Origin of the sequence: Paenibacillus athensensis (genome assembly GCF_004514475.2) — a bacterium.
In the GTDB taxonomy this organism is placed as follows: Bacteria; Bacillota; Bacilli; order Paenibacillales; family NBRC-103111; genus Paenibacillus_AL; species Paenibacillus_AL athensensis.
Window position 1 is genome coordinate 78,102 of sequence record NZ_MYFO02000010.1, and the last position, 12,123, is coordinate 90,224.

The following is a 12,123-nucleotide window of genomic DNA, read 5'->3' on the forward strand; positions in this document are numbered from 1 at the left end:
CATTGAAATATCCTGAATTTTCAGAAGATGATTGGGCCAACCAACCTGTCATGGAATGCGGCAAGCAGCATACAATGATGGAAGAACGCTTGTGTTTCCTGAAAGCGGTTTAACGGCGGCAGAGTAAGTGACAAATTTCACAAGTTCAATTTGCGGCGCATCTGGAGCGCGAAGAGCAAGGGGGAGGAGCAAGTTGCTGCATATTGTCGTTTGCATCAAGCAGGTGCCGGACAGCCGGGAGATTCGCATCGATCCCAAGACGAATACGCTGATTCGGCAGGGCGTTCCGAGTATCGTTAATTTTTACGATCTTCACGGACTGGAAGAGGCGCTGCGGATTAAAGATCAGCATGGCGCGCGGGTGACGGTGGTGACGATGGGACCGCCTCCGGCAGAGAAGGGGCTAAAGGAATGTATTTCGCTGGGCGCTGATGAAGCGGTGCTGGTGACGGATCGCGGCTTTGCCGGTGCAGATACATTGGCAACATCCTACGTGGTGGCGCGGACGATTCGCAAAATTGCCGACATCTGGGGGCCAGTCGATATCGTGTTCTGCGGCAAGCAAACGCTGGATGGCGATACCGGACAGGTCGGGCCGGGTGTGGCCTGCCGGCTCGATGTAGAGCAGCTGACCTACGTCAGCAAGGTCGAGCGTGTGGATGCCGAGCGTCGCAGGGTGCGCGTGCAGCGGCTGCTGGAGGACGGCGTCGAAGTCGTGGAGACAAGCATGCCGGTGCTGATCACTGCGCTCAAGGAGCTGAACAAGGTGCGCCGGGCGTCGATGCCGGGCATGCTGCGGGCAGCCCGGTACAAGCCGGTCGTCTGGACAACGGCGGATTTCCCCGATCTCGACCGCGCGCAGATTGGGCTGAAAGGCTCGCCGACGATTGTAGCCAAGACGTGGGTGCCTCAAATCAAGGCGGTCAAGACGCAGATGGTGGCGGGAGACACGCCGGAGGCTGTAGCGGAGCGGCTGGCTGAAGGACTGTGGGCCGACGGCTTGCCGCAGCGTCTCGGCTGGGCGACCTAGCGGGAGTACTGTCGGGTGCCGGGCAGGCAGGGCCACCGGGAATTCGCAAACGCCGGTAAGCGGTGACGCTTGCTGCTGCAAATCTGCCTCCCCGTTGGCTCCGAGCTCAAAACGACGTGGATCTGGCAGGGTGAATAAGGGAGGGACGATACATGGAAAGCGGGCAGCAGGAATTGCAAAAAGATAACTCGATGCCGGACTGGTCGGCATATCGCGGCGTGCTGATCATCGTCGAGCAGCGCGACGGGGCGGCCAAGCCGGTTTCCTGGCAGCTGTTGGGCGAAGGGCGCAAGCTGGCGGCGAAGCTGGACGCGCCGTTGATGGCGTTGGTGATGGGCGAGGATGTAGCCCATCTGGCCGAGGAAGCGGTCCATTATGGAGCGGACCGCGTTTATCTATGCGAAGCGCCGGAGCTTCGCGCGTACCGCACCCGGCCGTACAGCCGGGTATGCCTCAAGCTGATCGCGGAAGCGAAGCCCGAGATCGTGCTGTTCGGCGCGACGGCGACGGGGCGCGATCTCGCGGGAGCAATCGCCACCCATCTGCCGACGGGGCTGACGGCGGATACGACCGAGCTGGACGTCGAGCCGCCGCCGTCGCGGCTGCTGCTGGCCAGCCGCCCGGCGTTCTCGGAAAAGATGATGGCGACCATCTTGTGCAAGCAGTATCGGCCGCAGATGGCGACGGCGCGGGCCGGCGTGTTCCAGGCGTTGCCCAAGGATACGACGCGCCGGGCGGACATCGTGCGGATTGAAAGTACGATGCGCGAGGAGGAGATCGCGGCCGAGGTCGTGGATTTTTTGCGCGACAGCGGGGGCGTGCAATTGGAGGAGGCCGACGTGATTGTGGCTGGTGGGCGCGGGCTGGGCGGCAAAGAAGCGTTCGCACTGCTGCAGGAGCTGGCTGATGCGCTGGGCGGCGTCGTTGGCGCGTCGCGGGCAGCGGTGGACGCCGGATGGATCAAGCATGAGCACCAGATCGGCCAGACGGGCGCAACGGTGCGGCCCAAGCTGTATGTGGCCGTCGGGATTTCCGGGGCGGTCCAGCACACGGTCGGCATGAGCGGCGCCGACACGGTTGTAGCGATCAACAAGGACGAGAAGGCACCGATCTTCCAGTTTGCCCATTACGGGATTGTCGGCGATTTGTTCAAAATCGTACCGGCCATCACGCAAGAGGTGCGGCAGCGCCGCAGCGTGTTCGGCGTGCCGCTGGGGGTGCGGGAAACGGCGGCGGCTCAAGCCCAAGCCGAAGCGGAAGAGGCTGCCGGAGCCGTGACGGAAGCAGAAGCACCAGCGGAGGTCGAGACGGCGGCGAGCGGGCCGGTATCGGCTGCAGAGAGGGGGAGACGCGATGAATGAAAAATTCGATGCCATCGTGGTCGGAGCCGGACCGGCGGGAGCCGCTGCGGCACTGACAATGGCGCGAGCCGGCTTGTCGGTTGTGCTGCTGGAGCGCGGCGAGTTTCCGGGAGCCAAAAATATTTTCGGCGGCGTGCTGTACCGCAAGCAGATCGAGGAGCTTGTGCCGGAATTTTGGAAAGAGCGCAATTTTCCGATGGAGCGTTATATCGTTGAGCAGCGGATCTGGATGATGGGCAAGGAATCGATGGTCACGTTCGGCCACCGCAACGAGGCGTACAAGGAGCCGTACAATTGTTTTACCGGCCTGCGCGTCAAGTTCGATCAATGGTTTGCCGAAAAAGCCGTCGCTGCCGGAGCGCTGCCCGTCTATGAAACCGTGGCGCTGGATGTCATTCGCGAGGGCGACAAGGTCGTCGGTGTGCGTACCGACCGCGAGGACGGCGATTTGTATGCCGATGTGGTCGTGATTGCCGATGGCGTCAATTCGCTGCTGGGCAAGGCGATGGGCATTCACAAGGAGTGGGCGCCGGACGAGGTCAGCCTGGCGGTCAAAGAGGTGATTCAACTGCCGCGCGAAAAAATCGAGGACCGCTTCGGGCTCGAAGGCGATGAAGGTGTGACCATTGAATTTATGGGCGAAACGACCTTGGGTATGGCTGGAATGGGCTTTTTGTACACGAATAAGGAAACGATTTCGCTTGGCGTCGGCGTCATGGTCGATCATTTGCGCGATAAAAAAGTGAAGCCGTATGCCGTGCTTGACGCCGTCAAGCAGCATCCGATGATCCGCAAGCTGATTCAGGGCGGCGAGACCAAGGAATATTCGGGCCATCTGATTCCCGAAGGCGGCTTTCATTCGATCCCGCCGTTGTCTGGGGCCGGCTGGGTCGTCTGCGGCGATGCGGCGCAGCTGGTGAATTTTGTGCATCGGGAAGGGACGAATCTGGCGATGACATCGGGCCGGCTGGCCGGCGAGGCGATAGTCGAAGCCAAAATGCGCGGCGATTATTCTGCGGCTTCGCTGCAGGCGTATAACCGCAAAATCGGCGAATCGTTCATTCACAAGGATTTGAAGAAATACAAGGGAATGCACCAGTTCCTGAAAGAGCAGGATCCGGAGCTGCTGTTCGACAAGCTGCCGCGGGCGCTGAACGAAGCGGCGTACAATATGTTTCTCGTCGACGGCACTTCCAAAGCCGACAAGCAGCGCAAGGCGGTTGGCCTGATCCGCAATGCCGCGGGCGGCACGTTGAATTTGATGAAGCTGGGGTATAAAGGATGGAGGGCGATGAACGGATGAGCAGCAGCGATGTGTCCGACAAGCTGTTTACGATTCGCTACAAATGCGACAGCCAGTCCCACCTGGTCATTAAAGACGGGCAGACGTGCCTGAGCTGCGTGACGAAGGACTGCAACTATTTTTGCCCGTCCGATGTGTATGAATGGGAGAAAAAGCTGAAGATCACGACAGTCGCCTACGAAAACTGCATTGAATGCGGCACCTGCCGGATCGCCTGCCCCTCGCACAATATCGATTGGGTGTACCCGAAGGGTGGTCATGGGATCACGTACAAATTCGGGTAAATGGCGAAGCCGGACAGCAGTAGCGCTGCATAAAGCGCAAGCGGTTAAATAGGCCAAAAGCCTGCCGGCGGCAGGCTTTTTTACGTTGCGACAGGCCGCCGCATGACGGCGCGCTCCAAAACGCGCTAAACCAGCCTGCTGCCAAAATAACGGCAGGTGCAGGTTCACTGGCTTGCGGTTGCGTTCAAGCTGCCCATTCCCGGCGAGCGGGTATTCAGGCGTGATAGCTGCCGAGCGGCGCATTCAGCACCCAGTCGAGCAGCTCGATCATAACGTCGAGCTGTCCGGCTTGCTCCTGCAAGCGGCGGGCGTTCGCTTCGTCGCCGGCTTCCGAGGCCCGGGTGAGCAGCAGCTCGCGCTGGGCGGCAAGCTCGTTGCGCTTGCGTTTGATTTGGCTTTCCGTTCTCATGCGTGATCTCCTTTCAGGGAAGCTGCGAGTCGGCTCCGCTGCGCAGAATGTCGCTGCCGCTAGCCAGATAGCTGCGATAGCGCGCGGCTTTGTCCGGCTCGAAGGCGCTGTCGGCCATCCGGGCAATGCGCTCGAAATTATCGATCAACAGCGCGGTGGTCATGCCGTGCTTGCGCAAAATGCCGTCCGGCCAGACGGCATAGTCGGTGAACACCTTGACGCAGCGCAGCGCGTCGGCGGTTTCCAGATGGCGGAAGGGGTGCATGTTGTCGTCAATGCATTTTTGCCGTCCGCGTTCGCCGTACCGCTCCAGCAGCTCGGGAAAGTCGGCATAGATGTCGGCGGTAACGCGCTCGCTGAGTGCGCTGAACAGCGCTTCGTCCATCATGTTGCCACCACCTTGAACTTGCCGATTTGCGGAATAATGGCAGCGGGCTCCTGATCGGGGTGTTTTTTCTCCAGCTCGTGAATTTGTTTAAATTCTTCGCTTGTAACCCAGCGCAGGTAATGCTCCTTGCTTTCCCGCTCCATATGCACGCTCAGCTCGCCGGGCCTGATCTCGTTTTGCAGCAGCAGGAACCGGCCAAAGCCCTGCGCTTTGTCGACCTTTCGCGAGCGTTGTTCGTAGATGCGGATGACCTCGGCGGTTTTCTCCTCCGGTACGATACAAGACCTCCCGATCCGTAAAGCGTTTTGCCCTGATTGTAATACAGATCGGGTGTTGACTCAAATTGCAGCAGCCAGTAGCGTGAAAAAAATATGCAAATGAGCCTGGCGCCGTCTCTATTTTTTTATGAAAATCAGGTATAATGCTAGTAACGATAACAAGAAGAGAGGCCACCGGATGAAAAAGATTGGCTCGAACCGCTTGCTGCCGGCCAGCAAAACGATTGCGCTTGTAGCGGGCTCCCTGCTGCTATTGTCGTCGCAGTCTGCGGCAATGGTATTTAATTATGACAGAAATCTTGACGGAAGCATACACATTGACGATGCCGTGATGTACATGAATCAGGCAGAGCCTGCGGATCTGACGGGTGACAGCGTATTTAATCAGCAGGATGTGCTGCATTACCTGAACCAGATTCAGCCGTTATATGTCGCTCCCGAAGGCGCCACGGCGCAGGTGTCGAATGAAGCCGAGCTGCGCGCCGCCTTGGCCGACAGCAGCTATACGACGATTCGCTTGCTGAACAACATACAGGTGAGCGGGGATTTGATGATTGGTCGGTCCGTTGATTTGACTGCAATCAATGAAGTTGTTTTGCAGGCCGATACGTTTATGGCGTCCGTTAGTTTTTCTTTGCAACGCGTTACCTTGCAGGTTGACGTCGGCAGCAGCGGTCTGGCGCTGAAAAAGGCAATGATGTCGCCGGCCCAATCGATTCTCGTTAACGGCGTCGACGGGTTTAGCGGACGGCTGCACACCGTATATAACGCCTCGGGCGTTTACTATTCCGATGACAGCGGTATTCATGCTTTTGCGCTTTCCGGGGAGGGGCTGCAGCTCGCACTGGACAATGCTGACATCCAGCACATTCATTTAGTAGACTATGTGTACGCCAGCACCGCGCTTGTGTTCCCGAGCCGGCAGCTGACGGTTTCCAGCCAGACGCCAGTCATCATTTATGCACCAAGCGCCACGGGTATCGGCAACAAGCTTACGCTGACGAATGTCAGCATCAACAATGCGCTGGGCAATGCGACAGTGTATATTAACAACCCGGGTAACGGCGGAGAGACCGGCACGCACCCGCTGATCACCGGCACCGCTGTGGACCCGGATTCCGCATCCGGCGTTCAATCGGTTACGCTGCGGATTCGCGACAGCGCCGGCAACTACGTGAATGCCGAGGGCGAATCGGTAGACGCTACGCCGATTGATCTGACGGCTGTGGGGACGACGAACTGGTCGCTGCAGATCGGTACGCACGGACTAGCCCCTGGCGCTTATACTTTGCAGGCGTTCGCCAACGACGGCTTGCCGGGGACGGCCAGCACCTCCAGCTTTACGGCCGTAGCGCTGAATATGGTGTTTGTAAGCACCAATTCGCTGGATTACGTGATGACTGGCGATACGTTGAAATTTTATGGCGGCTACAGTCCGTACAATGCCAATGCCAACTTCGAGTGGTCGGTGAGCGATGACACGTATGCGCAAATCGATAGCTCGGGTCTTTTGACCGGCTTGCAGGCAGGTTCTGTGATCGTTCGCGCCACCGATACCTATACGGGTATTCAAGGAGCGAAGCTGACCCATGTGTATGATTCCGCGATCTGGTCGCAAATTACGGCAGCGGCGCAAGCGGCGACGGAAGATAATTGGGAGCCGTGGGAAGCGCTTGATCTGGATATGTTTATTCAGGCCGGTTTTGTTGATCTGGACGAAGACATCATGCCGCCGTGGCTGCTGTCCGAGGCCGAGGATACGCTGACGATGCTGTACAGCCGGTTCCAGCCGCTGAACAAATGGACGCCGCGCGTTGTACAGGGGCTGTTCGAATCGTACGCACGCGACCTGTATCTGGATCCGTCTCCGACAGATTCATTTACGCTGCAGTATGATTCTCCGATTTTTAGCGGCAATGCGAGCAAGGAAGCGTTCCATGTGTATAAAATCAGCGATGGCATCCTGAGCGAGGTACCGCTGGCTTCCGTACAATGGATTGAAGAGAACTCCCATTACAAGCTGGAGTTCAGGGTAGAGGACGGCGCGAGCATTTCGGCTTTTGATACCGTCATTGTGCAATACGATGCCGATAGCGCGCAATATCCGCTGTTACAGCAGGGCGATCCGGGGCTGATTCGGATGCCTTCGTTTATTATGACGAGCAGCTTTATGCCGCCGATGTAACGGGGGAAACAGGAAAAAGGCTGGATGGAGGACATGGTGTTCTCCGTTCAGCCTTTTGTGCATTCTGTCGGTCAGGCGATGCCGGTTGAAGGGTTGGTAACGGGATACGCTGACAAAATGTGCTTGGGCTAACGTCGGACCCGTCGGGCGAGTCAGCCAGTCGCACAGGTTAAGACTGACGTTGGCTCCAGCCTGCGAGAAAAGCGCGCAGCGCCTGCTCGGCTGCTTGCTCCAGCAGCAGGGCGGCGTCCCTCATTGCCGCTTCAAGGCTCATAGGCGTCTGGACGATGCTGTGCACGCTGGCGATGCCGGTCTCGTGCAGCCCGGCGATGCCGCTGCCGATCGAGCCGGCGAGTGCGATCACCGGCACGCCGTGGCGCTTGGCGGCTTGGGCCACGCCCAGCGGGGCTTTGCCTGCGGCGGTCTGGGCGTCGATCCGGCCTTCGCCGGTGATCACCAGAGTGGCGTCCGCCAAGCGGCGTTCCAGCCCGGTCAGCTCGATGACCACATCGATGCCGCGCCGCTGCCGGGCCGGGAAAAACGCCTGAAAGGCGCCGCCTAGGCCGCCGGCCGCCCCTGCGCCCGGCCGCTCGTGCAGCCGGACGCCGTTATGGGCGGCGATGCGGTCGGCCCAGTGCCGCAGCGCCGCCTCCAGCGCCTCAACCGCCTGCGGCGAGGCGCCTTTTTGCGGCCCGAAGACGCGGGCCGCGCCTTGATCACCGATGAGCGGATGGCTCACATCGGTGGCAATGAGCCACTCGCATTCGGCGATGCGAGTGTCCCAGCCCGTATCGTCCAGCGTGACGATACGGGCCAGCTCGGCGCCGCCGTAGCCGATAGGCCGGCCGGCGTTGTCGAGCAGGCGCATGCCGAGCGCCTGCAGCATGCCGGCGCCGCCGTCGCATGTGGCGCTGCCCCCCAGCGCCAGGACGAAGCGGCGGCAGCCGCGGTCGAGCGCGGCGCGGATCAGCTGACCCGTACCGAAGGTCGTGGTCAGCAGCGGGTTGCGCCGCGCCAGCGGCACGAGGCCAAGCCCCGAGGCCTCGGCCATCTCGATGACACAGACACTGTCGTCGTCTGTGTCCGGCCGCGCTGCGTCGGCTCCGCCCCGCGCGCCGCTCCCGGCGGCGCGGTCCCCCGCCGCCAGCGATCGCGCCGCAGCGCCGCCGAGCACGGCGTAGGCCGCTTCGACAGGCTCGCCGAGCGGCCCGCTTACAGTGGCGCGCGCGAGCCGCCCGCCGGTGGCTGCGGCGAGGCAAGCCGCTGTGCCTTCGCCGCCGTCGCCAACGGGGACGAGCCAGCATGTTGCGTCCGGCCGCGCGCGACGAACGCCGCGTTCAATCGCCAGCGCCGCTTCGGGAGCGGTCAGGCTGCCTTTAAAGGAATCGGGTGCAATGATAATGTTCATGTGAATTCACCTGCTTTCTTGGGAATAACATCATCTGCTGTGATAGTTACAAGCTGGCAGAAATGCGTTATGATAGACGGGAGATGACTGCATGGAAGGTGAGGAAACCGATGCTGCAACGACCGGAGCAAGACGAATATGTGGATTATTTTGCCCAATATGTAGGGAAGGTGCCGGAGGGAGCACTGACGGACATCATGAATCGCCAGATGGACGAGCTGTCCGCGATGCTGGCCGGACTAAGCGAGGAGCAGGCGAATCAGGGCTATGCGTCCGGCAAATGGACCGTCAAGGAAGTGCTGGGCCATATGAGCGATACTGAGCGGGTTATGGGTTATCGGCTGCTGCGCGCGGCACGAGGCGACCGGACGGCGCTGCCTGGCTTCGACCAGGACGTATTTGTTCAAAACGGCGCGTTCGCTGCACAGACGGCTGCGGAGCTGCTGGCCGATTTTCGCGCGGTACGCCGGGCTACCCTGTCGCTGTTTGCGACGGTGAGCGACGAAGCGTGGCTGCGCAAGGGCGTGGTTAAGGATCACGATATGTCCGCGCGCGCGTTGGCTTATGTCATTGCCGGCCATGCGCTGCATCACCAGCTTGTGCTGCAAACCAAATATTTGTCCGGGGAATAACGCCCCGCGACTGCTCAGCCGTTCATTGGCTGCGGCAGCCGGCCATACCTTTAGGGCATCGGAACAACAGGTTCCGGTGCCTTTTGTATGGAAATTGATCTGCCGCCCGATTGTTTTTGACCGACAGGGTAGAGATCTGCAGGCAAAGCATGTATAATATAACACATTGATTAACGGCCCCGGCTTTTCTGCAAGAGGAAAGCTTTGAAGTAAAATGGCAAGTATGGATGATCGAGCGGACCCGACTTTTCTGAGACTGAAAGTCAACCATGAACCACGAAGGAGTGAAGTTTTTTTGTTGTTTCAACAATTTAAAATGGCGTGGTTGTTCAACGCCCGCCGGGATTTGCTGTCGGGACTGACCGTGGCTTTTGCACTGATTCCCGAAGCGATCGCATTCTCCATTTTGGCCGGTGTCGACCCGATGGTCGGCTTGTACGCCTCCTTTTGCATTGCCGTGACAATTTCCATCGTTGGTGGGCGAATGGGCATGATTTCAGCGGCAACCGGAGCAATGGCTTCGCTCATGGGGCCGTTTGTCGCCAAATACGGCATTGAATATTTGTTCGCGGCGACGATTCTTACCGGCCTTATTCAATATGTGATGGGGATTTTGAAATTCGGCAAATTCATTACGTTTATCCCGCATTCCGTTATTACAGGCTTCGTCAACGCGTTGGCGATCCTTATTTTCATGGCCCAGCTGCCGAACTTTCATGGCGCGAACTGGCAGATGTATGCGATGGTAGCCGGAACGCTGGCGATTATCTATCTGTTTCCGCTGCTGACAAAAGCCGTTCCGTCGGCTCTCGTTGCCATTATTGTCATGACGGTGCTGGCGATGAGCCTGCATCTGGATTTGCGGACCGTAGGAGATATGGGCCGGCTTACGCAAGCTTTGCCGTTCTTCCATCTCCCGCATATCGATCTCACGTGGCAGGCGCTGTGGCGCATGCTGCCGATTTCGCTGGCGCTGGCTGTTGTAGGGCTGACCGAATCGCTGATGACGGCAACGATTGTCGATGAAATGACGGAAAGCAAAAGCGACAAAAACAAAGAGGTGCGTGGGCAGGGCTTGGCCAATATCGTCTCTGGGCTGTTCGGAGGGATGGCCGGCTGCGCGATGATCGGTCAAACGGTCATCAACGTCAAATCCGGCGGCCGGTCGCGACTGTCAACGTTCGTTGCCGGGGTGTTCCTGCTGTTCCTGATTATCGTCATGGGCAATGTCGTCCGGCACATTCCGATGGCGGCTCTCGTGGGCGTGATGTTCATGGTGTCCATCGGCACCTTTGATTGGGGCTCGCTTCGAAAGCTTGGCAAAATCCCGCGCAGCGACGCGCTGGTCATGGTCGTGACGGTAGCCCTTGTCGTGGCCACTTCGGATCTGGCGATTGGCGTTGTATCCGGCGTCATTCTCAGCGCCTTAAACTTCGGCTGGAAATCGGCCAGAATCAAGGCGCAGATGTCGCTGGGAGCGAGTGGCGCCCGCATGTACCGGATATCCGGACAGCTGTTCTTCGGAACAATGGCGCATTTCGTCGAGCTGTTCGACTACCGCAATGATCCGCCAACCGTCGTGATCGATTTTAGCGGCTCTCATGTCTGGGATCACTCGGCCGTTACCGCGATTGCCAAGGTGCTGCTCAAATATGAGCAAATCGGCATCCAGGCAACGCTGGCCGGATTGAATGAGGAAAGCCGCAAACTCGTCGAGCAGGTCGGACTTGCCGTTCCTTCAGGTCATTAAACCAAAAAGCACACCGGCGCGCAAAGCCGATGTGCTTTCTTTGTCTTTCTCCTCCGGCGCATAGCAAAAAAAAGGAATGATCCCCGTGCGGATCACGTTGTTTCATTCCTTCTCCAAGCCGATGGTGTTAATACAACGAAAGCGCCAGCGTATCCCGTTCGTTAAGCGAATGCAAAATCGCTTCGCAGCCGACGATTTCAATGCTGATCAAGGTATCAAGACATTTTTTGATCGCTTTGCGACCTTTGACGACTTTGGATTCCAAAGCGTTTTTTAACAGATTAAATTTCTTTTTATTGGTTTCATCCGAATATACAGGCACTTTTTTGTTATGAATCGTGATGAACATTTTCATATCAATTCACCATCCTAGATTTTGGATATATATAATAGAATAAACGACAATTATTAATTTAACCTTAAAAAATCAAGGCAATCTCGCAAAAAGATCGGTCTATTTCTATTATATACGTTCGAAGATTACCAATTGTTTCAGTCGGCCGCGAAAAAATTTTAGTCCTTTAACGCTTGACCGTCCAGAATCCGCACCCGGGCATCCAGGTCAACCGGCAAATGCCGGAGCTGCTGCGGCCAATCGGATGTATTCCAGCCGCGCTGGAGGAAGGCTTCGCCGATGCCGATGATGTCGATGCCTTCCGCGCTGCATCGCTCCAGCAGCCGGGTAAGCTTCTGTTGGATGAACGCCGCGCCGGACTGCTGCAGCTCGCTGCGCGTGGACATCGGGTGCAGTCCTTGACTGGAAGCAGCACGCCGACGATCAGCGCCATAAGCTCTTTGTGAGTAGAGACGCGATTGATGTTGATTTTGTTCAAATTCGTTTGAATTTCTCCGATCCAATCCGATTACGGCGTCCGACGTAGCTTTCAGAGGCTCGAAGACGCAGGCGGATTGCCCGCTCAGGTCTCCGTCTGGGCCGATTTCAAAAGTTGCTTGAACCAAGCCACACGTATTCCCCCTTGATCCGGCACACTTGTGCCTTCGCAGTATGCGGCGATTGGCTGGAAATTATGTACAAGGGCTGTCCCAAGATGAAAACACAGGCGCACTAATGGTATAATGTGCTGGATTGCCGGG

General features: G+C 58.2%; 13 protein-coding genes. 7 read left to right on the forward strand and 6 right to left on the reverse strand.

The window, feature by feature from the left end:
• Positions 1-193 precede the first annotated feature (193 nt).
• The 4 genes from B5M42_RS17600 to B5M42_RS17615 all read left to right on the forward strand — a co-directional run bounded on the left by B5M42_RS17600 (position 194) and on the right by B5M42_RS17615 (position 3,978).
• A complete protein-coding gene (locus B5M42_RS17600; RefSeq protein ID WP_134752957.1) occupies positions 194-1,030 on the forward strand; it encodes an electron transfer flavoprotein subunit beta/FixA family protein in 837 nt (278 codons plus the stop codon).
• A 152-nt stretch (positions 1,031-1,182) separates the two neighbouring features.
• Positions 1,183-2,391, forward strand: coding sequence for an electron transfer flavoprotein subunit alpha/FixB family protein (locus tag B5M42_RS17605; protein WP_134752959.1), 1,209 nt, complete (start codon positions 1,183-1,185; stop codon positions 2,389-2,391).
• Positions 2,384-3,694, forward strand: a complete 1,311-nt coding sequence (locus tag B5M42_RS17610) for an FAD-dependent oxidoreductase (protein WP_134752961.1) — start codon at positions 2,384-2,386, stop codon at positions 3,692-3,694. Before B5M42_RS17605 ends, B5M42_RS17610 begins: the two co-directional genes overlap by 8 nt.
• The gene (locus B5M42_RS17615) at positions 3,691-3,978 is read left to right on the forward strand and encodes a ferredoxin family protein (protein WP_167689919.1); all 288 of its coding nucleotides are present in this window, start codon (positions 3,691-3,693) and stop codon (positions 3,976-3,978) included. Before B5M42_RS17610 ends, B5M42_RS17615 begins: the two co-directional genes overlap by 4 nt.
• Before the next feature lie 214 nt (positions 3,979-4,192).
• Here the strand turns inward: B5M42_RS17615 and B5M42_RS17620 are convergent, their stop codons facing one another.
• The 3 genes from B5M42_RS17620 to B5M42_RS17630 are packed head-to-tail and all read right to left on the reverse strand — an operon-like array spanning position 4,193 to position 5,068.
• Positions 4,193-4,387, reverse strand: a complete 195-nt coding sequence (locus B5M42_RS17620) for a hypothetical protein (protein ID WP_134752965.1) — start codon at positions 4,385-4,387, stop codon at positions 4,193-4,195.
• 13 nt (positions 4,388-4,400) lie between these two features.
• Positions 4,401-4,775: a hypothetical protein gene (locus tag B5M42_RS17625; protein ID WP_230632984.1), complete on the reverse strand. Its 375-nt coding sequence runs from the start codon at positions 4,773-4,775 to the stop codon at positions 4,401-4,403.
• Entirely contained in the window at positions 4,772-5,068 is a 297-nt protein-coding gene (locus B5M42_RS17630; RefSeq protein ID WP_134752967.1) for an antibiotic biosynthesis monooxygenase family protein, read from the reverse strand. The genes B5M42_RS17625 and B5M42_RS17630 overlap by 4 nt, the downstream gene beginning before the upstream one ends.
• Positions 5,069-5,231: 163 nt before the next feature.
• On the opposite strand from B5M42_RS17630, the gene B5M42_RS17635 reads away from it, so the two are divergent.
• Positions 5,232-7,238: an Ig-like domain-containing protein gene (locus B5M42_RS17635; RefSeq protein WP_167689920.1), complete on the forward strand. Its 2,007-nt coding sequence runs from the start codon at positions 5,232-5,234 to the stop codon at positions 7,236-7,238.
• 169 nt (positions 7,239-7,407) lie between these two features.
• On the opposite strand, the gene B5M42_RS17640 is transcribed toward B5M42_RS17635, so the two are convergent.
• Positions 7,408-8,646: a glycerate kinase gene (locus B5M42_RS17640; protein WP_134752971.1), complete on the reverse strand. Its 1,239-nt coding sequence runs from the start codon at positions 8,644-8,646 to the stop codon at positions 7,408-7,410.
• 110 nt (positions 8,647-8,756) lie between these two features.
• On the opposite strand from B5M42_RS17640, the gene B5M42_RS17645 reads away from it, so the two are divergent.
• Together B5M42_RS17645 and B5M42_RS17650 are read left to right on the forward strand one after the other, a co-directional pair.
• On the forward strand, positions 8,757-9,278 hold the full coding sequence (locus B5M42_RS17645; protein WP_134752973.1) for a DinB family protein: 522 nt from the start codon (positions 8,757-8,759) through the stop codon (positions 9,276-9,278).
• A gap of 298 nt (positions 9,279-9,576) precedes the next feature.
• Positions 9,577-11,028, forward strand: coding sequence for a SulP family inorganic anion transporter (locus tag B5M42_RS17650; RefSeq protein WP_407946131.1), 1,452 nt, complete (start codon positions 9,577-9,579; stop codon positions 11,026-11,028).
• Between the two features lie 127 nt (positions 11,029-11,155).
• Here the strand turns inward: B5M42_RS17650 and B5M42_RS17655 are convergent, their stop codons facing one another.
• Together B5M42_RS17655 and B5M42_RS17660 are read right to left on the reverse strand one after the other, a co-directional pair.
• On the reverse strand, positions 11,156-11,383 hold the full coding sequence (locus B5M42_RS17655) for a 3-dehydroquinate dehydratase (RefSeq protein ID WP_134752975.1): 228 nt from the start codon (positions 11,381-11,383) through the stop codon (positions 11,156-11,158).
• Positions 11,384-11,541: 158 nt separating this feature from the next.
• Positions 11,542-11,769, reverse strand: coding sequence for a Ger(x)C family spore germination protein (locus B5M42_RS17660; RefSeq protein WP_134752977.1), 228 nt, complete (start codon positions 11,767-11,769; stop codon positions 11,542-11,544).
• Positions 11,770-12,123 lie beyond the last annotated feature (354 nt).